The 23,424-nt window shown below is 37.9% G+C and carries 15 protein-coding genes; 11 read left to right on the top strand and 4 right to left on the bottom strand.

Annotation, left to right across the window (positions count from 1 at the left end):
• The first annotated feature begins 21 nt into the window (after positions 1–21).
• A complete protein-coding gene (locus CXF85_RS14730; protein WP_101229405.1) occupies positions 22–1,347 on the top strand; it encodes an aspartate aminotransferase family protein in 1,326 nt (441 codons plus the stop codon).
• Between the two features lie 86 nt (positions 1,348–1,433).
• Here the strand turns inward: CXF85_RS14730 and CXF85_RS14735 are convergent, their stop codons facing one another.
• Entirely contained in the window at positions 1,434–3,419 is a 1,986-nt protein-coding gene (locus CXF85_RS14735) for a tetratricopeptide repeat-containing sulfotransferase family protein (protein ID WP_101229406.1), read from the bottom strand.
• A 133-nt stretch (positions 3,420–3,552) separates the two neighbouring features.
• Positions 3,553–6,204 (bottom strand): TonB-dependent receptor, encoded by a 2,652-nt coding sequence (locus tag CXF85_RS14740; RefSeq protein ID WP_101229407.1) that lies wholly within the window; start codon positions 6,202–6,204, stop codon positions 3,553–3,555.
• Between the two features lie 237 nt (positions 6,205–6,441).
• On the opposite strand from CXF85_RS14740, the gene CXF85_RS14745 reads away from it, so the two are divergent.
• The 5 genes from CXF85_RS14745 (at position 6,442) to CXF85_RS14765 (ending at position 13,658) form a co-directional block, all read left to right on the top strand.
• Positions 6,442–8,391 (top strand): BCCT family transporter, encoded by a 1,950-nt coding sequence (locus tag CXF85_RS14745; protein WP_101229408.1) that lies wholly within the window; start codon positions 6,442–6,444, stop codon positions 8,389–8,391.
• 394 nt (positions 8,392–8,785) lie between these two features.
• A complete protein-coding gene (locus CXF85_RS14750; RefSeq protein WP_101229409.1) occupies positions 8,786–9,472 on the top strand; it encodes a response regulator transcription factor in 687 nt (228 codons plus the stop codon).
• Positions 9,465–10,838: a sensor histidine kinase gene (locus tag CXF85_RS14755; RefSeq protein WP_101229410.1), complete on the top strand. Its 1,374-nt coding sequence runs from the start codon at positions 9,465–9,467 to the stop codon at positions 10,836–10,838. The genes CXF85_RS14750 and CXF85_RS14755 overlap by 8 nt, the downstream gene beginning before the upstream one ends.
• Positions 10,839–11,180: 342 nt before the next feature.
• A complete protein-coding gene (locus CXF85_RS14760; protein ID WP_101229411.1) occupies positions 11,181–13,151 on the top strand; it encodes a serine protease in 1,971 nt (656 codons plus the stop codon).
• A gap of 102 nt (positions 13,152–13,253) precedes the next feature.
• Positions 13,254–13,658 (top strand): hypothetical protein, encoded by a 405-nt coding sequence (locus tag CXF85_RS14765; protein ID WP_101229412.1) that lies wholly within the window; start codon positions 13,254–13,256, stop codon positions 13,656–13,658.
• A 198-nt stretch (positions 13,659–13,856) separates the two neighbouring features.
• On the opposite strand, the gene CXF85_RS14770 is transcribed toward CXF85_RS14765, so the two are convergent.
• Positions 13,857–14,912, bottom strand: a complete 1,056-nt coding sequence (locus tag CXF85_RS14770; RefSeq protein WP_101229413.1) for an alkene reductase — start codon at positions 14,910–14,912, stop codon at positions 13,857–13,859.
• Positions 14,913–15,040: 128 nt separating this feature from the next.
• On the opposite strand from CXF85_RS14770, the gene CXF85_RS14775 reads away from it, so the two are divergent.
• The 3 genes from CXF85_RS14775 to CXF85_RS14785 all read left to right on the top strand — a co-directional run bounded on the left by CXF85_RS14775 (position 15,041) and on the right by CXF85_RS14785 (position 18,221).
• Positions 15,041–15,622 (top strand): TetR/AcrR family transcriptional regulator, encoded by a 582-nt coding sequence (locus CXF85_RS14775; RefSeq protein WP_101229414.1) that lies wholly within the window; start codon positions 15,041–15,043, stop codon positions 15,620–15,622.
• Between the two features lie 301 nt (positions 15,623–15,923).
• Positions 15,924–17,384, top strand: coding sequence for a 30S ribosomal protein S12 methylthiotransferase RimO (rimO, locus tag CXF85_RS14780; protein WP_101229415.1), 1,461 nt, complete (start codon positions 15,924–15,926; stop codon positions 17,382–17,384).
• A gap of 150 nt (positions 17,385–17,534) precedes the next feature.
• Positions 17,535–18,221, top strand: coding sequence for a MaoC family dehydratase (locus tag CXF85_RS14785; protein ID WP_101229416.1), 687 nt, complete (start codon positions 17,535–17,537; stop codon positions 18,219–18,221).
• 128 nt (positions 18,222–18,349) lie between these two features.
• Here CXF85_RS14785 and CXF85_RS14790 read toward each other — a convergent pair whose 3' ends face one another.
• Entirely contained in the window at positions 18,350–18,925 is a 576-nt protein-coding gene (locus CXF85_RS14790) for a type 1 glutamine amidotransferase domain-containing protein (protein WP_101229417.1), read from the bottom strand.
• 817 nt (positions 18,926–19,742) lie between these two features.
• Here CXF85_RS14790 and CXF85_RS14800 point away from each other — a divergent pair.
• Together CXF85_RS14800 and CXF85_RS14805 are read left to right on the top strand one after the other, a co-directional pair.
• Positions 19,743–21,908 (top strand): winged helix-turn-helix domain-containing protein, encoded by a 2,166-nt coding sequence (locus tag CXF85_RS14800; protein ID WP_101229419.1) that lies wholly within the window; start codon positions 19,743–19,745, stop codon positions 21,906–21,908.
• Positions 21,909–22,095: 187 nt separating this feature from the next.
• On the top strand, positions 22,096–23,376 hold the full coding sequence (locus tag CXF85_RS14805; RefSeq protein WP_101229420.1) for an efflux RND transporter periplasmic adaptor subunit: 1,281 nt from the start codon (positions 22,096–22,098) through the stop codon (positions 23,374–23,376).
• The last annotated feature ends 48 nt before the right edge of the window (positions 23,377–23,424 follow it).

The raw sequence follows: 23,424 nt of genomic DNA on the forward strand, positions 1-23,424 counted from the left end.
TATTAAGATGGAGAATTCCCCATGACGAAGAAAAACAAACCAAATAGCAACGCACTGTTTAAAAGAGCCGTTAATAATATGCCGTTAGGTGTAGCGGATAGCTATCGTTACTGGGGTGAAGAAAACACCGTATTTTTAAGTAGCATGAAAGGTTGTACTATTACTGATTGCGACGAGCAGACTTTTGTCGATTTTCGCCTAGCTTATGGCCCTATTATTTTAGGTTATCGTGATGAGCGAGTTGATAACGAAGTGATTAACGCGATTACTCAGGTTGGCACAATTTCTGGCTTTTCGACTGGCCTTGATTCTGATGTAGTTGAGTTAGTGAAATCACTTTGTCCTAATATCGATAAAATGCGCTTCTCTAATTCAGGCACCGAAGCTGTTATTGGTGCAGTGCGTACGGCACGTGGTTTTACTAAACGTAACAAGATTGTTGTTGTGGAAGGTGGTTTCCATGGTTTGCATGATGAAGTTATGTGGAAATCAGATGTTGATAACTGGGATGTTAACACGCAAGAAGACCCTGAAATCGTACCTTTTGGTGGCGGCATTCCAACAAGTACTCGCGAACATCAAGTCAGCGTACCACTGAATGATTGTGATGCCATAGATGCTGTTTTTGCAAAGTATGGCGATGATATTGCCGCTATATTAATAGAACCTATTATGGGCAACTGTGGCTCTATTGCCTCAACTCAAGCTTATATGCAAAAATTACGAGACGTTTGTGATAGCAAAGGCTCGTTGTTGATCATGGATGAAGTGAAAACTGGTTTTCGTGTTGCTAAAGGTGGCGCACAATCACTGTATGGAATTTTTGCCGATTTAACCACTTATGCTAAAGCTATGGGCAATGGTTACCCTGTTGCTGCTTTTGGCGGGCGAGCGGAAGTAATGGACACTATATCTTTTGATAAAGATGGCGTTACTCACGGCGGGACTTATACTGCCAATATGGTTGCTTTAAGTGCAGCAAAAGCGACGTTAACCGTGCTTAAAGAAACCGATGCTCTTGAAACTATTGCCAGTGTAGGTCAAAAAATTCAGACATTGCTTTCGCGTGTTTTTACACAATTTGGCGTTGAGCATTGTTTTGCAGGCCCTGATGCAATGTTTGGAGTACACTTTGGTAGTAAAGTACCGCAGAATTATCGTGACTGGAAACAAACCAACAGTGACCTTTACACGCAATTCGCCCTTAACTTAATCGACAATGGTGTAATGTTAGAGCCAGATTCACGTGAACCTTGGTTTATCTGTGAAGCTCACCAAACAGTTGATCTTAATTGGTTAGAGAAAATTGCTGAGCAATCAATGGCTGATGCTATTAACGCAAAGTAAGTAAAGCAATAATCTACGTCTATGTAGTTAATTCAGATTGTTATTAACTTGAATCCAACGTTGTCCAGTTGGATTCAAGCAATAGCTCAGTCTATGTTTACTATCTCTTTCAATGGCGCTAAATACTGTTCAAAGTGTCGCCATTGTTCGGTGGCACTTTTATAAATGGGTTGACGAACTTGCTCTGAACTTGGCGTTTTAATATTGCGCTGCGTTTTATGAAAATCAAGACATGATTGCTCAAATTCCAAACCACAAAAATCAAGCATTCTTCGTACTTGTCTTTCCAAGTCATCAACGACATCTTCATGATTAACGGTTAAAACATAACCCGGTAAAACCTTATCCCAATGCGCCATTAACTTTAGATAAGCTTGGTAATAACGACCAATGTCTTCAAGGTTGTAGCTAAAATATTGTCCTTCAGCAAATAACTGCTTAAAACCACTAAAACAACAAGCCATTGGTGATCGCCTTGCATCAATAATCTTAGCATTAGGCAGTATTAAACGTATCAAGCCAATGTGAATGAAGTTATTGGGCATTTTATCTATAAATAATGGTGCTTGTTCTCGGTATACTTGAGTTTCATCAATAAACTGTTGGCCAAAACGTTTAAAATAATCAGGATTGATTTCACCTAAATTTTTGGGGTATTGACCTTCTTTATTATTTTGGCCTCGTAATCGTGCGGCTAAACCCAAAATATTATGCAGTTCCATCGTGCCATCAACCTGACTGTGAGAGGCAAGTATTTGTTCGAGTAAAGTTGAGCCTGCTCGAGGCAGACCGACAATAAAAATAGGATCAGCTGAATTAAGTCCTAAATTTCCACGTACTTCAAATAATTCACGAGTGCAGTAGCTAATTTGTTCTGTGATCTGTTGTTCTATTTTATTGATGTCAAAGCCATTATGAGCATGCTGTAATGTATTTCCCTGTTGATAAGATTGAAAGGCTTGCTGATACTCTTTCCTGTCTTCAAAGGCTTTACCTGTAGCAAAATGTAGCTGAACTTTATCGACTAACGCTAAGTCTTTATCCCCTTGCTGCACTTGCATTTTTTCAATTTCCTCATCGCTAAAACGATAGGTTTTAGTATTAGCTAAACTCCAAAAGGCATCACCAAAACTAGGACTTATTTGATAGGCTTTCTGATAAGCTGCAACCGCTTGCGCTATGTCACCTTTAGTTTTAAGTGCATGTCCTAGCTGTAAATGGAAACCAGCAATTTGGCTATCTTTTGTTATGGCTTGCTCAAATAAAATAATGGCTTGGTCTATTTCTCCTAAGCCGGTTAAGACATTGGCTTTGGCTACTTTAAAGCTTAGATTTTCGGGTTGTTCAACAAGTAATCTGTCAACCTGCAGTTCTGCTGCTTTGTATTTACCTAAACGGATAAGCAGATTGAGATACAAGGAGCGTGCATGAACATGGTTAGGCGATAATTCAAGGGCGCTGGCAAGTAAAAATTCAGCATCGTCATAAATTTTTAGCTCAATACCTATTTCAGCGAGTAAACACATGCCATCGACATGGCGTTTATTATTTTGTAAAAAGTGCCGACAAATTTGTTCAGCCTTTAATAATTTACCTTCATGCATTAACTCAGTTACAGCCAGTAGAGCAGGAGGTAATTTCTTTAGTTTAGCTAATTGGTTTGCACATTTTTGCACATCAACCATTTGCTGTTGATCTCGATAAAGTTCAATGAGCTCTTGCCAACTAGCGACTAAGATAGGGTTGAGTGCTACGGCTTTTTCAAAGCATATTTTAGCCTGATTAGATTGCTGTAAAGCAAGGTTAATATAGCCATGTTCTTGATTCGCTCGGCTGTGTGATTCATCAAGTTTAAGTAATGCATTAATACTGATTAAGGCGCTGGAAAACTCTTTACCATAACGTTGAGCAATAGCGATGAGATACCACAATTGAATTTGAACTTGCTGATCTGTTGTTTGTGCTTGCAGTTGTTTACTTAATTTAATAGCGTCATTGAATTTTGCCTGTTGGATCAATTGTTGAATAGATTTTAATTGGTTTTCAATTGAAGAGGGGGATGTTTTTTCCAATGATTTATCTCCATAGACGATTAGCGTATTTTTTGTAATACCTACTTTTAGTTACCTTATCAATAAAAAGCCGCTTGATACAAATATCAAACGGCTTTATTAAATTTTTAAGGCGTTAGTGATTTACTAAGACTTAATACATGTCATAAGAGAATCTAAAACCGATGGTGCGAGGTCTGTTAGAAACAACTTTTGGCGTATACTGTTGCGTATCTATATACAGTATTGCACTTTCATTAGTTAGGTTATCGATGAAAATTTCAGCTTTCCATTCATCGTTAGTCACGCCAAAGCTTACATTGGCCAGAATATAACTATCTTGTATATAACGACCACCCGCGAAGGCTTCTCCGTTACGGTCTTGATAATTGACACCTTTATAGTCGTCTGATTCTTTTTGAATACTTAAACCTGAGCCAGTACCATAAATTAAATTGGTGGCATCTTCTATCATATAAGCATCCATGGTCATACCTGCAAGTCTGTCTCCGGTATAACTTATTGAACCATTAATATAACCGGTCATATCTTTATCAATTGGATAGAAATATTGCGCTTGTAAATTACCGGAAAACTCAGCTGAATACGGTAATCTGGCTCCTGCTGACGGTGCAATACCATCAAGCTGATCATTCACTGAGGTTAGCTCGCTATCTATAAAGCTAAAAGCACCGGAAATGATTAAGTTGTCAGTTGCTACCCAGGTAAAGTCACCATCAATACCTCTAATTTCAGCATCACCAACATTATCAGTAAACACCAAGAAACTGATATTGGTTGGATCATATCGAGAGGTTTGCAGATCAGATATTTTTGAATAATACGCGGTAGCATTAAAGCGCAATGTTTGATCAAATAATGTTGATTTGAAACCTAATTCTACGTTATCTAAGCTATCCGTGGTTGAGTACACAGGAATACGGAAACCTTCAAAAGCGCCTTCTTGGATTTTCGCGGCACCACCACCTACTCGATTGGTAACCGGTGGTCTAAAACCTTCTGAATATGAGGTGAATAACATCATGTTGTCAGTAACTTGCCAATCAATTGATGCTTTGATAATCGTATCATCTACCGTTAATTTACCATTATTATCAAGCAAGCTAGTTTCTAATTGACCACTGGCAATAGCTGCTTTATATTTTTCCGCGTCTTCGGCACCAAAAAACTCAGTTAATGCCGCATCGCTACCGTCACCAAATGCTCGCAATCTACCACTAACATCGTCACCTGTAGTCGCTCCTTTATAAATGTCATCAATTTGATACCAACGAGCACCAAAACTTGCCGTCACTGTGTCAGTTATATCAAATTCAAACTGACCAAAAACGGCGATTTGATCTATGGTGTGGCTAACATCATTGACGAAGCTCACTTCAGAAGGAAAGGGTCCGCCATTACTATTAATACCTTCATTACCTGCAAGGGTTCTTGCTAGATCAGGAAATTTCTCAGTATTGGCTATTTTAAATTGGCCAACGGTAGATAATTCTTGCGAGTCATAAAATACTCCGGCTGTTACACGCCAGCGATTTTCAGCCGAGGTATTGAGTCGAAATTCATGAGTCATGCGTGATGAACTCGTTGCTTCTTTATAAAACTTAGTTGGGTCAAGACATTCTTGGTCTGCTTCAGGTATACCAGAATAGTTACAAACATAATAAGCAGAAAATGAACCACCATTGGTATAACCGGTATAATCAATGGTTGAATTGATATCCCGATCAAGATAACCACCGGTATAAACAATATCGAGATGTTCAAGTCGTCCTGCTAATGTCCAAGTAGTTAAGCCAAAATCATCATTGTTGTTTTCTGGGGTAAAACGGTTAGTTGATGACTCCCCCTCAAGGTTTGGATCATAAGAAAACACACCTTCGGTATCAAGAGACTGTTGAGTATGTTGTACTAAAAGATCCCATTCACTGTTGATTATATAAGCTAAGCCAAAGCGTGCTCCGGCATAATCAGCGGTGTTAAAATTATCTTCTACTAACGCATGATTCTGTGGCGCGGTAATGGAAACATTTTCTGGGTTTGTTAAGGCACCACCGGAAATTCGGCTAATAACTTCAGCACTACCACTGTAACCACCTTCACCAGGGACATTTAATATATTATCTATCCAACCGCCTTGATGATCATTGTAGGCGGTAACACGTACGGCAAGCGAATCAGATAAAGACATGTTGAAATAAGCTTCAACAGAATTACTCATGTCACCGCCGGTTGTAGAACTAGTGCTAGTATCAAAACCTGCGGAAAAACCATCATGATTGGGCTTGTTAGTTATTAAGCGGACCGTGCCTGATTGAGAGCTAGCACCAAAAAGTGTGCCTTGTGGTCCTGGTAATACTTCAATACGTTCAACATCAGTCGCGTAAATATCTAAATTACGCCCTTGCATTGATACAGGTTGCTCATCTAAATAAAAAGCAACTGAGGGTTGAAGTGCTTGAACTGATGAAACAGAAATGTTGGTTTGCGTTGTTGCCGCGCCACGAATATATATTTCATTTTGGCCAGGGCCAGTACCCTGAAAAACAACGTTAGGTAAAAACTCGACATACTGGTCAAAATTAGAAACGCCAAGAGTTTCTAAGTTATCACCTGTTATTGCAGTGACGGTAACAGGAACTTCTTGAATGGATTCTGTCCGTTTAGTGGCGGTAACTTCAATGACTTCGACAGTTGCTCTATCCAGCTTTTTTTCTTCTTCAGCATAGAGTGAGCCTGATGCCGCTATGGCTGTTAATACAGCGCAATGCAGTTTAGTGAGCTTCATGTTAATGATCCCTTTGTTTTATAATTATATTTATATTTATATTTATTTACATTTTAATTAATACTATTAGTGCTCTAACTATTTTTATCCTTCGTTATAGCGTAGCAACACATCTGTTTTTTATCAAAATCTTAATAAATATCGGGGGTTATCGAAGAAATTATCTGAATGTGCTATTATTTACGTCATTATTTCAGCCAATATAATATCAATTGAAATTAAATTTAGGGGAACGTTTTGTCTTTATCGGTTAAGAGTCAATTAAATAAAAAGGTATTCTTTGGTGCCTCATCCATTATTATTGCGCTTTTACTTTATACCGCCGCTTTACCCAAACAGGCTCAGGCTTTGTTTAGCGTTGTTCAGGCGGGTATTATTGAAAATGGTAGCTGGTTTTATGTGCTTACCGTCGCGTTTATCTTCTTTTTTGTTATTTTCTTAGGCGTCTCTCGTTATGGCGAAATCCGTTTAGGGCCAGACCATTCAACCCCCGATTATTCATTAGCCTCTTGGATTTCGATGTTATTTGCTGCAGGCATGGGCATCGGATTAATGTTCTTTGGTGTGGCAGAGCCTTTGATGCACTATTTATCACCACCAACAGCACAAACAGGTACAGTTGAAGCAGTTCAAGAAGCGATGAAGATGACTTTTTTCCACTGGGGACTTCATGCTTGGGCTATTTATGCCATTGTTGCTCTGGTATTAGCGTATTTTAGTTACCGCCATAATTTACCGCTGACTTTACGTTCTGCTTTATATCCACTTATTGGCGACAGAATTTATCAATGGCCAGGGCATTTAGTCGATGTTTTTGCGGTAGTAAGTACCGTTTTTGGTGTCGCGACTTCACTTGGTTTAGGTGCCTCTCAAGTTAATGCAGGTTTTGGCTACTTGTTCGGCATTGACGTTTCTACCACCAATCAAATAATTATTATGTGTGTAATTACTTCATTGGCGGTTATATCTGTTGCGACTGGTTTGGATAAGGGCATTAAAATATTATCTGAAACCAATATGGTGCTAGCTATTATCTTATTAGTATTGATTTTTGTGCTTGGCCCAACGGTATTTTTATTGCAGGCATACTTGCAAAATATTGGTGATTATTTAGCTGATATAGTCCATAACACTTTTAACTTATTTGCTTACAAGAAGACCGAATGGATAGGAGGCTGGACCATATTTTATTGGGGCTGGTGGCTTGCGTGGGCACCTTTTGTTGGTTTATTTATTGCTAGGATTTCTCGTGGCCGCACTATTAGAGAATTCATCATAGGGGTAATGTTGATACCGACAGTATTCACTTTATTTTGGATGACTATTTTTGGTAATAGTGCCATTGATTTAGTGCATAACCAAGGCGTTGTTGCGCTAGGTGATATGGTAAGTAAAGACTCATCAGTGGCATTATTTGTCTTTCTTGAAAATTTCCCATTAAGCACATTACTGTCATTTTTTAGCGTATTAATGATAGTGATATTTTTTGTCACATCGTGTGATTCTGGCGCTATGGTGGTTGACATGCTTTGTTCACACGGCAGAAATGATACACCGTTATGGCAACGTGTTTATTGGGCGGTTGGTATTGGTATTGTTGCGGCGGTATTGCTGTTGGTGGGTGGGCTTAGTGCACTACAAACCATGACTATTGCCAGTGCTTTGCCGTTTACTATTGTATTATTGCTCGCCATTGCTGGTCTAATTAAAGCCTTGAAGGTTGAAGGCTTTAAACAAGAAAGTCAGTTAATAACAGCTATACCTCATTCGGGCTCTGAAAATAATGATAGTTGGCAAATTCGATTAAAGAACGTGGTAGATTTTCCAAACAAGAGCAATGTTAATAAATTTATTAGCCAGATCGTTGCACCAGCACTTGATTCAGTAGCTAAAGAGCTCAGAGAAAATCAAATTAATGTAGAAATTTCTGATAAAAATGGCCTGAGTTTAATTGTCGACCATGGCGATGATCAAGCATTTGTTTATAGAATACTTGCTCGAAAATATTCTCAACCTGATTATGTCAATGAAGAAAGTGATGATGAGCAAAGTTATTATCGAGCAGAAGTTCACTTGGTTGAAGGTGGACAGGATTATGACATTATGGGTTGGTCGAAAACTGCTGTGATCAATAATATTATTGATCAATACCACAAACATCTGCACTTCTTACATTTGTTACGTTAATGCTTAAAGGCGACAGTTTTATTGGTATCCCTGATAAGACTGTCGCTCATAATATTGTGTTCTACTAATGCCTTATCTCTACTTTAGCTACATCCAGACTGTCTTGAGGCCGTCACGTTCTAAGTTCTTGATGTTTACGCACGCTTACAAACGCTTACGTGTGCTTACCCCTATTGGTATAAAATTTTTGGATAATATCTATTGGTAATAAGAGCTGATTGAGTATTTCCTTGTCAAATATTTTCTCATCCTAAATCCCACGGTATATAGTCGTCTAATCAGTCGACGTAAGTAAAAATGGTAGTGAATATAAAAACAAGGTATTAATAGTGTAATGCTTTGGTCTCAATTGTTAAAACATATAAGTAATAAGCTAATAGTCACAGGAAATATGATGGAAAAGACAAAAGTTCTTATTGTCGAAGATGATGCAGAAATATCGCGTTTAATGGCGATGTATCTAGAAATAGAGGGCTTCGATACACGAGTTATTGATGATGGTTTGGCTGCGATAGCCGCGATAGAAAATTATTTACCCGATTTGATTATATTAGATTTAATGCTGCCCGGTTTGTCAGGGGTAGAGATATGTAAGCAAGCTAGGGCATTTTATCAAGGGCCTATACTTGTATTAACTGCGTGTAACGATGATGTCAGTGAAGTTAGTCTACTTAAATTAGGTGCAGATGATTTCTTAACGAAACCGTTAAAACCTCATGTACTGGTTGCTAGAATAGAAGCGTTAATGCGTAGAATAAAACCTCAGCAAAGTATGCCGGGTAAAAAGAAACATAGCAGGCTCGATATAGATGCTGAAAGTCAAAAGGTAAGCTTTGATGGGAACGAGTTAAGCTTAACGGGAGCCGAATATGAAATGCTGATTGTGTTGGAGAACAATATTGGTATTCCTGTTTCCAGAGACGATTGTTGTCAGGCGTTAAGAGGTATTGAACATGACTTTAATGACAGATCAATTGATATGCGTATCAGTGGTTTAAGAAAAAAAATTCAAGATGATCAAATGCCGTATAAAATCATCACTACAGTAAGAAACAAAGGTTATATGTTATTAAATGGCTAGATTACCTGCACTTTCTCTTTTTACCCGCTTATATATAATCATTGCGCTTGCCGTTATTGTTAGCGGGACAGTATCGTTTTTTGCTATTGAAAAACTAAACGAGCAAAATGATATTGATGAGTATGTTATTTTTACCGATTATGTTTACCAAGGTTTATTAAAACAAGGAAAGATAACGGCTAATGCAGAGTTGAAAAGCCTCAGTAAAAAGAAGAACTACCTTGCGGATTTTTCAATGAGTTGGCAAGTGATGTTAGAAAAGAACGCTCCTTGTGATGATTGTGAATTAATTGGCCATTCAGGAAAGGTAGATGTTTATAGTAATATGTACGAGCAATTTTTCGCGGTATATAAATTACCTAAACTCAATGCTTGGCTGGTGTTCAGTGAAGATGATGTCATATTTTTTGGCGATGAAGAGGAAGAAGGCTCAATAGAAACAGAGCTTTTAGCTGAAGATGTTGTTATCGAATTGTCGTTGGATGACATTGCCCCAATGGTTTTATTGTTTATCGTATTAATCACTATCGCAACAGCTATCTACTGGCCTATTCGAGCCATACAGCGTCAAATTGAAAGTTTGATTGCAACACAGCATCAATTCGGCGTGGGGGATATGCATGCCAGAGCGAATAATGAATTTACTAAACCATTGAATGAACTTGCAGCAAGTTTTAATTTTATGGCGAGTGCAATTACCGATACGGTTAATGAAAATCAAGTGTTTGCCCAAGCGGTGCCTCATGAGATACGCACGCCACTGAGCAGAATTCAATTGGCGGTAGGCCTACTGAGTAGAAATAATGGTAATAAACAGCAAATGGAATTACTGGGTAACATTGATACTTACATTGGAGATATCAATGAGCTGATTAGCCAGGTTGTCGAGTTTTCTAAATTAAATGCAGTAAACGATGAATGTGAATTCTCTTTACACCAATCAATTGAATTGAGCGAATTTATTGAATCAAGAATAAAGGCGACCAAATGCGAAGAGAAACTCAAGGTTATTCGCCAATTCAATGCTTCGTTAGAAATTACCACCAACCCAGTTTACCTTCGATTATTAGTGGATAACTTATTAAAAAATGCCTGTATTCATGGTAAAAATCAGATAATAGTTTCTGTGAATAGCTCTAATGGACATATTGAACTGACCATTGAAGATGATGGCGATGGTATCCCCGTTAAATTTCTTGATACTATATTCATTCCCTTCTCGCGATTAGATGTCAGTAGAAGTCGAAAAACTGGTGGCTTAGGTCTTGGTCTTGCTATCTCTAAAGCGGCTTGTAAAAGAATGAATAGTCAATTAACGGTTGAGAATAGCGCGACAGCAGGCGCTAAGTTTACCTGTCTATTTTGATGGCGTACTAAGACTTCGCCACCTTGTAATTATTTACTAACATATTGATAATGTTTTTATAACATTTGTTGTGGTGCAAATGTAATGTCGGTTACACTATTTGATAACATCGATATTTTGAAAGATTAATTATGCAAACAGCTCCTTTTTATTTAAAGGATTTTTATATTACAGTGCTCTCGGCAACTATCCGCTTACCCAGAACCCATCTATATAACGCTTACACCCGCTTACAAATCCCTCGTTTCTCTTACATGGCCTTACTTAGTAAGTGCCTTCTAACTGGTAGTCTTCATAAGTCGTCTTTTTACTTAACCAGTAATTCGTTTTGGAGTAAATTTAATGAAATTTAATAATCTTGTTATCGCGTTTGTTAGCTCGGCTATCGCGCTTTATAGTCACTCGAGTATCGGGGCACCTTTGTCAGGCCTTGAAAAACAAAAAAATAAAAAAGTTTCGCAACGCATTATTAATGGTGTTGAAGCTAAAAAAGACAATTACCCATTTATTGTCGGGTTAATTGCTTCATCGACAAAAGAAGGAGGTGAAATATCTCCTTTTTGTGGCGCATCATTTATTGGTAGTCATTATATTTTAACTGCGTCGCATTGTGTTGATGGCTCTATTGCTGCCGATATTGATGTCGTTGTAGGTGAACACGATCTTAAAGACAGCACCAGTGGTGTACGCTATAAGGTTGCACAAATTTATATGCATGAAGAATATGATGCACTTGCAACAAATAATGATATTGCTATTCTTGAATTAGAAACAGCAATAACCAACGTATCGGCAATTAAACCATTGACCCCAGAGTTAGAAGCCTCTTTAAAAGTCGGCGATTTAATGACAGTGATGGGGTGGGGGAACATGTCTGTTACTGACGAACCATCATATCCTAATGTGTTGCAAGAAGTAGACGTTGCCCTTTATGATCAAGAGAAATGTAATACCGCGTATAATGGTGGAATTACTGATGTTATGCTGTGTGCTGGTTTTGAAGCGGGCGGTAAAGACTCTTGCCAAGGTGACAGTGGCGGACCTTTGGTAATAAAGAAAAACAATGAATGGTATCAAGCCGGCGTAGTTAGTTTTGGAGACGGTTGTGCTGTCGCAGGTGTTCCAGGGGTTTATGCCCGTGTTTCCAAATTTATTGATTGGGTAAAACAAAAGAAAGCGGGTGTTTCATACCAACAAAAAATAACACCGGGTTATGTTGAAAACGGTTTTGAGGATATCTTTAGTTTTACCTTTAAGAACTTAAGCTCAACAGAATACGCTATTACCAAGATTGAATTCTCTGACTTAAATAAAGTATCGCAACCCATTATAGAATCTAATAGTTGTAATAGTGCTGCAATAAAACAAAATGAAAGCTGTGAATTTACCGTTAAAGTAACAAGTACCGCGTTAGGTCAAGGCGGCTTTGATTTGAAAGTTCACACAAATCACCCTGAAAACAGTTTAGCCCTCCAATACTTCTCGATTAATACGCTTGAAAAATCGAGTTTAGACATGAAAACCCTAGTCGATATGAATAATGATGATATTCAATGGTACTCTGGTGGCGATGCAATATGGGAAGCTCAAACGACGAAAACACTAAAGGGTAATAATGCTATTGCATCAGGAGATATTAAGGATTCACAAAACTCTGTGCTTCTGGCTGTCATTAAAAACCCTGAGGTAACAGATCTTTCATTTAACTATTTAGTACAAGCGGAAGAGGGCTACGATGGTTTAAAAATTACCGCTAACGGTCAGCAAACGGCTTTCTTTGCTACAGGTACTACTCAAACCGAATTCAAAGAAGAAATAATAAAACTAAAAGACGGTACTGACCGCATTGCTTTTATCTTTTCAAAAGATGAAACCGATGAAGATGCTGTTGGCTTTGATACAGCTTATATTGATCTTGTAAAAAGTATTACGGCCAATAGCGCTCCAACAGCTAAAATGACTAAAATTGATTACCAAGTAAAAGTGAAAAGTGAGTCGACTTTAGACGCTTCTCAAAGTGCCGATGCCGATGGTGATGTTATAAGTTATAAGTGGGAGATTATCGGTGATAGTTTAGGTTCAACGATTAATAATAAAACGTTAAATAAAGCTACCTTTATTGCAGGTGATAAAGCAGGTAAAGTCACCTTTAAAGTAACAACAACGGACCCCGAAGGTGCATCATCCTATGTCACTGGAACGGTAACCATCACTGAGGATGTTGTTGTAGAGAAGAAAAAGAGTGGTGGAGCTGGTGGATTTGTAGTTATTATTTCACTGCTTCTATTATCTTTGAAACGTAACAAGTATTAATCATGCTTTTGGGTAGTTAGTAACTGCCCATCCATTTCATTATTAACATAAATAACTAATATAACTAATATAAATAATTAATATAAATTACTAAGAGAAATTATGAAAAAATCACTAAAAACTGCGCAAAGCACGCTTTTAATTTTGTTTGTAATGTTAACTACATCTTGTGCTGTCGTCTCTAAGGAAGTTGAAGAGGTCAATGTGGTATCGCAAAGTGGCACAGGCACTTTAGAGACCATTTACGAATTTGACATAAAAAAGGAATCATTATGGTTTCAAGTTAAGTCGAATGGCTGTACTAGCGCAGAGAGTTTTAGACTAGCGGTTAATGACCTAGACAACAATAGGGTAGAGGTTAGCCTCTATCGGACTAAGCGAGATCTCTGTCGTGGTTTGACTAGGATGATAAGTATTAGCATGCCTTTTATTGATAAAGAAAGAGAAGAAAATAGCATAATCATCAATAATCCATTTGCGCCAAAATTGCTTAAAGAAAAACGTTAAGGTATGACCTAGTTATAATAATCTGTGACACTACTATAAGTAATGTGTTTTATATTACTCAGAGTTGTTATAAACCGTTAGGTTATTTTGCTAAAATCCAGACAGTAAAAAGCACCATATCAATGGTGCTTTTTATTTTTTTAAGCATAAACAGTTAGTTTACTGTATTTCAACATGCTCTTTATTAATGAGTTAACGTTAAACTAAGCTTGTTAACATTTCATCAGAATAGCTGACTAATGGCTCATTATTTCGTACTTTACTGACATAATCTGGGTTAGCGATGAATGGTCTACCAATAGCGATAAGATCAAACTTGTTTGCATCAATAGCAGTGCTAGCCGTTTCTGCGCTGTAACTACCCACTCCCACTAAGGTATTGTTATAGTTCGCTCTAACATAACTTGATGCACGGCCACCTAAGTAGTCAAACTCCATACTATCGTCAAATATGCCGATATGAAGAAAGGCTAAATTACGCTTTTCTAATTCAGGTAAGAAATAGTCGAATACATTACGGTCTCTACTATCGCCTGCCATATTAAAATAAGCACCTGGCGTTATTCTGATGGCGGTTCTGTCATTGCCAATACGGCTGGTAATGGCATCAATAACTTCTAATGCAAAACGGGCCATGTTTTCACTACTACCACCGTATTCATCATTACGATGGTTACTATCGTGATGTAGAAATTGGTCAATCAAATATCCGTTAGCCCCGTGGATCTCAACACCATCAAAACCGGCTTTAATCGCATTAGTGGCAGCTTGGCCATAATCAGTAATTAAGGTGTTGATGTCATCAATCGTTACCGCTTTTGGGGTTTTATAGGTTAGTTCACGCATTATTGGTACGCTACCTTCAACGCCAATGGCCGAAGGCGCCAACACCGTAGCATTATCATCACCGTTACCATAGAAATAAGGGTGAGCAACACGACCAGTATGCCAGAGTTGGGCAAATATTTTGCCACCATTTTTATGTACCGCAGTTGTAACCTTTTGCCAGCCCTCTATTTGAGCTTGACTAAATAACCCTGGAGTATTGGGATACCCTTGACCATCAGGACGTATAATTACAGCCTCTGAAATAATGAGTCCGGCTTCAGCTCTACGAGCATAATATTCCACCATAGCTTGGGTTGGTACTAAATCATCGTCTGCCATGCAGCGTGTTAGTGGTGCCATTAATATACGGTTGTTTAGATTAATCGTGCTATTTAGTGCATAAGGAGTAAATAAGTTATCAGTCATGGAGGACGTTTCTCTTCTTGAATGTTCGTTCAAGATACGCTTATTTGAACAATCATTCAACAACTGTTTTGAATGTACGTTCAAATAAGCGTACAATCAATGTCCAGATATATTAAGACTAATAATTTATGCGTAGTGCAGAGTTTGATAAAGAAAAAGTACTAAGATCGGCAATGAATGCGTTTATGCATAAAGGTTATGCTAAAACCAGTATGCAGGATCTTAAAAAAGCAACGGGACTACACCCAGGATCTATTTACTGTGCTTTTGAAAACAAACGTGGTCTATTACTCGCAGCGCTTGAGCAATATCGTTTAGACCGAAAAGCCGAGTTCGAACAGTATTTTTCGGGTACTCAACCGACGCTAGATAATTTAAAAGCCTATCTTGATAATGTTGTGGCGGAATGTATCAGTTGTGATAGTGCACAAGCTTGTTTATTGACTAAAGCATTAAATGAAATTTCCGATCAAGACACAGAAATTCAACAGATTATTAGTGACAACTTGTCTATGTTACAGCAAGCATTGGCGGAAAAATTTGAACTAGCAAAAAGTGAAAAAGCGTTAAGCGAGCAAAAAGATAGTGATCATTTAGCACGTTATTTTTTGATGGGCATATATGGTTTGAGAACCTTCGCTCATACCCATCCTGAAGCTAAAGTTTTAGAGCAATTAGCAGAACAACTTTATGCTGATATTTGTGCTTGAATTTAGCTAATCAATTTGGCAAATAGGCGCTATTATCATTCTGTTTTACAATGTATGACCTAGTTGAGACTGTTGCCATCTTTCCATTAGCCATAAGTTATCAATCAATAAACAATATCGACAAACTAATCATTCATCCTCTCTCAAGATTCCTGTATAATCCTACGTATTAAACAACAGCCTTAGCAAATACCCTGAGTTTGCGATAAAGGCAGTTAAACCACCATTTATGACGCTACTCTTTTCTTATTTAAAGGGAAGTAAAATCACCCATAAAAGTTAAGAGTAAGTTGAGAGCATTATGACCGTAGAACAATTCGACCCACAAACACCAAAGAAAAGCAGTAACTCGGCCGAAAGCCAAACAACCACCTTAGATATTCCATCGAAAATGATTGAAGAACAGCATCAAGCTGTTATCGATTCAGGTGCAGCAAAAGGCGCGAAAGTCGGTTTTGTTTCACTTGGTTGTCCAAAAAACTTAGTAGATAGTGAACGTATTCTTACTCAACTTCGCACCGAAGGTTATGACGTTACTAATAGTTATGATGATGCTGAACTGGTCATCGTAAACACTTGTGGTTTTATTGATTCAGCAGTACAAGAATCTTTAGATACCATCGGTGAAGCGTTAGCGGCCAATGGTAAAGTATTGGTTACCGGTTGTTTAGGCGTTAAAAAAGACGAAATTATTGAACTTCATCCAAATGTTCTTGGTGTTACAGGCCCGCATGCTTATGATGAAGTATTAGCACAGGTACATAAACATGTAGCGAAACCTGCGCATAATCCGTTTATCGATTTAGTACCGCCACAAGGTGTTAAACTTACCCCTAAACATTACGCCTATTTAAAAATATCAGAAGGCTGTAACCACCGCTGTACATTCTGTATTATTCCATCAATGCGTGGTGATTTAGACTCACGTCCAGTGGGTGATGTATTAGGTGAAGCCAAACGCTTAGTTGATTCAGGCGTTAAAGAATTACTGGTAATCTCTCAAGATACATCTGCTTACGGTGTTGATGTTAAGCACAAAACAGATTTTTGGGATGGCATGCCTGTTAAAACTCACATGCAGCAGTTATGTGAAGAATTAGCGAAGCAGGGCGTTTGGATACGCTTACATTATGTCTACCCATATCCACATGTTGATAAAATCATTCCATTAATGGCGGAAGGTAAAATACTACCGTATTTAGACATTCCTTTTCAGCATGCTAACAAACGTATATTGAAATTAATGAAACGTCCTGGTAGCTCAGACCGCGTATTAGAGCGTATTGCTAAATGGCGTGAAATTTGTCCAGAGTTAGTGATTCGATCTACCTTTATTGTAGGTTTCCCTGGTGAAACTGAAGAAGAGTTTGAAGAGTTACTTGAGTTTTTAGAAGAAGCACAGTTAGACCGTGTTGGTTGTTTCAAATATTCGCCAGTTGAAGGTGCTACGGCTAATGCGTTACCTGATCATGTTTCAGAAGACGTGATGGAAGAACGCTTACAGCGTTTTATGGCAGTACAAGCGAGAATTAGCAGCGAAAAATTACAAGCACGCATTGGTCAAGAGTACCTTATTCTTGTTGATGAAATTAATGGGTTAGGTATTGTAGGACGTTCATATATGGACGCTCCAGAAGTTGACGGTAAAGTATATTTATCTGACGATTTTGATGCCGAGCCAGGTGACCTTATCTGGGTACAAATAATTCATGCTGATGAACATGATGTTTGGGGTGTTCGCGTAGAAGATGAAGAGGCTTAGTTTTAGTCATTTAGAAAGGCTTAACTGTTTAGATTAAGCCTTTCTATTAAATTTATTTAAACGATAAATTTAATAGTTTCAAGTGTATTTTAAAAAGTTTTTATTAACCAATAATACTAATGCCACAGTGAATTTAAATAAGGCTACTATATGAAAGTTATAGCATTTATTAGAGAAAAAAAAAGAAATTTACAACACCAGAATGATCAGTTCATCGCTAAGTTAGAGCCTAAATTTAAGAATTTATCAAATTTATTCAATAATAAAATCACCATGCCTTTTAGAAACACGCTAAATAACCCGTGGTTCTCTCAATTTAGTCCTGTTGATGCAGAAGAAAGCAAACCCGAAGAGGTATTGATACAAGTACCACTAGCTGAAAAAACCTACAAAAGCCTGCTTGAAAAAATCGATACAGTAACCTTTGTCGGCGAATGGCACGCGGTAGAGCAAGAGTGTATTGATCAATTTGCAGAAGTCACTGGTGATAATCAGTGGATTCATACAGACCCGATACGTGCAGCGAAAGAGTCACCCTTTAAAGCGACAATAGCACACGGATTTTTAACCTTGTCATTAATCCCTAAATTAACTAATTCAGTTGATTTAGATAATAACCCTTATCCTGAAGCTAAGATGGTTATTAATTTTGGTTTAAATCAAGTACGCTTTCCTTATCCTGTCAAAGCGGGTACGCGTGTTAGAGCCAGTATTAAATTAGTTAATTTAGTGCCGATGAAACGTAGTATTGAAGTGGTTAATGAAGTAAGTATTGAAGTTGAAAACAGTAAGCGTTTAGCTTGTGTGGCTGAAACGGTATTACGTTTATATTTTTAGTGCTTTAACTTTAACTTTAATTACTCATTACCGGATATGAACAGCCCAACTTAAAATAAGTAGGGCAATTATAATTTTAATTGGCCCGGTAAATTGTTCTTTGTTGATGCATTATTAGTAACTAGTAACTAGTAACTAGTTTCTAATAGCTGATTACTCCCTAGCGTTAATAATGTTTGTATTAACTGCTGAGCCATAGGAATGGCCGATGCAGGGTTTTGTCCTGTGATTAAACGACCATCTACAACGACATGTGGCTTGCCCACTATTGATGAATAACGACCGCCAAGTGCTATGATTTTATTTTCCAGCAAAAACGGGTAATTATTGCGTGCCCACCGACCTTCTTCATGATTGGCTTTTGCCGTTATTTGTTTACCTACTATTAAGCGGTTGCCATTCTCAAGAAAAACATTGAGCAAAGCGGCAATACCGTGACAATCCGCAGAAACAACACCACCATTTTGATAAATCGATGCAGTGAGTTTTTGCATCGCTTTATTGTTAATAAAGTCAAACATTGGCCCTGAGCCGCCAGCAAAATAAATGGCTTGATAGTTATTAGCTTTTACTTGGTTAATCGTTAAAGAATTGGATAGTTTTGTGGGTAAATTTGATTGCTCAAACCATTTTTCTTGTTCTGATGATAATCTAGCACTGCCACTTGCTTTGCCTTTTCCACCTAAAGGGCTAGCAATATCAATGTCAAAACCAGCCTTGTTTCAATAACTGATAAGGCTCTATACCCAAACAACCTCAAGATGTAGGATTCAGCAAGTCGAGAAAGGGTCAGCTTCAAGGCATTGATTGAAGAGAAGGGTTGTTCCCTTGTCGAAGTCAATAACGCAGGAGATGACCCTTTATCGTCTTGCCCGTAGGGAGCTTCTGAGCAATCCCACTTCGTTGTTGCACCAATTTGTAAGGGAATAACCATTACTACATTGATGCGCCTAAAAGTGAAATCGCTCAGAAACTCTGAAACTGCATCTTGAGGTGGCTTGGGTATAGTACTTCAGGTAGCCAATAGCCGTGTTTATCACTAGATATTACGATGATAACTTTTAGTTTTGTACCATGCCGTTTTGGGTTTTTTAAGGATTGGGCATTGTCGATGTTAGCAAAACTTTTTAGGCTAAAAAAAGTAACGAATAAAATGATAAAGAAGATCATTGAAAAAAGTCGCAACGTTACCTTTGGTTGCTTGTGTGTGTTTATAGCGAGAATATTATTCATCTATTACTCCATAGTTCGAGTGCAATACTGTTTAAGGTGTAAGCATTTTAGATAATTGATTGATGAAAATAATGAAATGTGGATGACTTGTTAGGAACAATGTTGGAAACTGTTATGACCAAACTGTGACCTAGGCCGTATTTAAAGGCTGTACAGGGAGCTTTGTCAGATAAGTCGCCCTTGGGTGGTCAAGTACGATTTAAAACCTTAATAACTTTATCAAAGTGCAGTACCATAAACGCGTTAACTTTGAAGCTAATCGAATGAAAATCAAAATAAGGATTTACTTTGCGCTACTTACACTTTGCTGATATTTGCATTGATACCCACAACCAACTGCTTTATCGCCAAGGTGAAACTATTAATTTGGCACCTAAAGTATATGACCTATTGGTATTTCTTTGTCAAAATAGCCACAGAGTGATCAGCAAAGATGAACTGATGGAACAAGTATGGACAGGCACATTAGTTACTGAAAATGCGATAAGTCGTACCTTAGTGAAAGTGAGGAAAGCGTTAGCTGACGATCCAAAAAATCCAGAGTTTATTATCACTGTTCCACGTAAAGGTTATCGTATGGTGGCAGACTTTGTTGCTTCGGATACGGTAAGTAACCAACCTGAAGGTGAACCCTCTATTGAGCAAACTGATGGGTTTAATCGTAGTGGAAAATCCGAAACACTGGCTAACGAAAACCAGCAATATATCGACCCTATTGAACCATCAGCCAGTAAAAATTTCAGCGTAACTAAAAATACTTTATTGATAGCAACTGCTGTCATGATACTTCTTGCAATTATCTATGCACTCTCGTTGAAAAGCACTGTGCTATTACAAACAAAACAAGTTAAACCACTAACTCGTGAAGTTGGGGTTGAGCAATATCCGGCGGTATCACCCGATTTAACACAGTTAGCTTATCGTAAAGATATTTCAGGTAAACCGTCATACATCAACATTGAAAACCTTAGCAGTCATGTAAAGCTGTCTATTACTCATGCAAGAGGCGCATTAAGCAAACCTGTTTGGTCACCTACACAAGATAAATTGGCCTTTTTATATCAGCACAATAGTGTTTGTATGATTTTCTGGGCTGAGCTTGCGGATATTAAGAACAAAGATACTTGGCAAGACATTACTGAATGTGGTGCTCAAGCGAGTCCTCACTTTGTTTTTTCACCAGATGGTCAATACCTGTATTTTAACGACAGGCAATCGGCAAGTCATGGTTATCAAATTTTTAGGGTCAACTTAGCTAATAATGAGAAAGATATTGTTAATCAACCCATCACTAATGGTTTAGGTAATTACAGTTTTGATATCTCGCCCGATGGCGAAAGATTGCTGATGATTAACAGTGAATTTTCACCGACAACGCGTATTTATACCTTAGAAATAAAAAGTTCAACCCTTGAGCAAACTGCTCAGTTAGATTATTTAATGCGCTCAGTACTTTGGCATCATGACAATGAAACCATTATTCATCCATCGCCTCATCCAGCTTATGAGCTATGGCAAAGTAGTCTAACGGGTAACAAGTTAGCGGTAGTGGCCAGTAATACCTCAAGGGTAAAACAAGTTTCTCGAGTAAATAATGGCGAAGACTTTAGCTTTGTCTCTTATTTACTTAATAAAGATATTCATTTTAAAAGCATTGCTAAAACAAAAGAGCAAGTCAATGTTGAGCTGAATAATTCAACGGTGATGGATTATTTGCCCACGTTGGCAAATAACACAAACCAATATGCCTTTGTCTCTAAACGTTCTAGTTCAGCAGAGGTTTACCTTGGCACCATACCAGGTGAACAAAATAACAGCACAGAAAATGCTAAACAGTTAAGTCATTTCAATAATCCTGTGAAGTTATACGACTTAGCTTTTTCGCCGAATGATAGTCAACTAATGATATTGGCTGATAATCAAATCTATGTTGCGAATATTGACGAGATGTCGATGAAAAAGTTGCCATTTGAGAATATCGCGATTGTGGCAGTAAGTTGGCAAGATGAAAATAACTTGCTGCTTTCTACCGTCAAAAATGCAGATTGGACATTAATGGCTTATAACATTCGTGAGCAAAAGTTATCCCGTATGCAGGTAGGTTATCAAGGCGGGCTTTATTCCGCAGTCGACAATAGTTTTTATTTGATCGCTGATGATAGTTCTCAAGTGATGAAATTCTCTGAAATATCAGCAGAGCCACTCTCAACCGGTTTAGTCTGTCAGCCGAGCATTATAAATAGAAAGCTCAATTTAAAAGCAACACCTGACGGCTTAGTGTGTCAATCAAATACTGAAAATAAACAATATAGTCACTACTCCTTTACTCAGAAAACTAGCCAGATGTGGCAAAGCCCAACATCGGGTAATGATTTTATCGTCAATAAAAATGGGGTGATTTACGCAAAAATGAAACGATCAGTTGCGGATATCATGCAAACAAGTAGCCTTTAAGTAAAACTCAATTATTCAAATAACCCGCAATAAAAACTATAACCCCTTGTTTTTACATTATTAAAGTTATGACCATCATGGTGGTCACAACTTTTTCAGCATTAATCACTCTTTAATCCCACTTTCTTCCTTATTTCATCGCTGTTCTGGTTAACACTGCTTATCAAATCAATGAGTAGGAATAATTATGGACAAGCCACTAGTAAAAAAAACAAACAAAAAATATCAAGCTAAGTACATATTTGCCGGCCTTAGTACTAGCGTATTTATAGCTGTTTTTACTTTCACTCAAAGTAATGCTTCCTTAAGTAACTCAGGAAAAAATTATAATGTGACTACTAACAATTTAGTTATTAGCACTATTAAGCAAGCAGAGTTTGCTGAATATCTACCATTGCGTGGTGTTGTGGAGCCGGAAAAAACAATTTTTATTGATGCTATTGATGGCGGCCGCGTAGAAGAGGTAATGATTCAAGAAGGTGCTTTAGTTAAGCAAGGACAAGCCATTTTAAAGTTGAGTAATACTAACTTGCAATTAAATGTTCTAGCCAGAGAAGCTGAAGTCTCAGAGCAAATTAACAATATGCGCAATACTCGCCTAGCACTGGAGCAAAACCAACTGTCATTAAAGCGTGATGTTATTGAACTTGATTTCAAAGTATTACGCCTGAAAAAGCAGTTTACTCGCAATAAAGTACTGATTGCGAAAAACCTTATCTCAGAGCATACCTTTGAAACGGTAAAAGATGAATTGGACTTTCAACTTAAATACCGTGAAATAGTACAGCACAGCCAAGAAAAAGAGGCGCTATTACAACGCCAACAACTTCAACAGCTTGAGCGTAGCATAAAAACCTTAGAGTCTAATTTAGCCATTTCTCAGGGCAGCTTAGACAAGTTGATTATCCGCGCACCGAGCAACGGGCAGTTAACGTTTCTTGATGCACAAGTCGGTGAAGCGAAAAGTAATGGGCAGCGTTTAGGTCAAGTCGATTTAATTGAGCAATACAAAGTCACGGCACAAGTGGATGAATTTTATGTCAGCCGTGTGGCAAAAGGACAAACAGCCAGTTTTGAACTCAACCAGCAAGCTTACCAAATAGATGTTGCTAAAGTCTATCCAGGGATCAATAACGGTACCTTCAAGGTTGATTTTAGTCTTTCGGATAAAGTCATTGCCAAGAAATTACGTTTAGGACAAAGCGTACAACTAAAATTAAACCTTTCTTCTAGCGAATCTAAGCTGCAAATAGCGAATGGTGGCTTTATGCAAAACACCGCAGGTAGTTGGGTATTTGTTGTTGACAAAAATGGTACTCAAGCCAGTAAACGAGGCATTCGTTTAGGCAGAAAAAACCCTCAAAGCATTGAAGTACTCTCGGGATTAACCCCAGGAGAACGCGTCATTACCTCCTCATATGCCAGCTTTGCTGATGCGGAACAATTAAGCCTTTCAGCGAGCGATTAACCCATTAAAAGCCAATAAAAAAAGCTGTAAATAATTGAGTAAATCACT

It is taken from the genome of Colwellia sp. 75C3, assembly GCF_002836255.1.
GTDB lineage: Bacteria > Pseudomonadota > Gammaproteobacteria > Enterobacterales > Alteromonadaceae > Colwellia.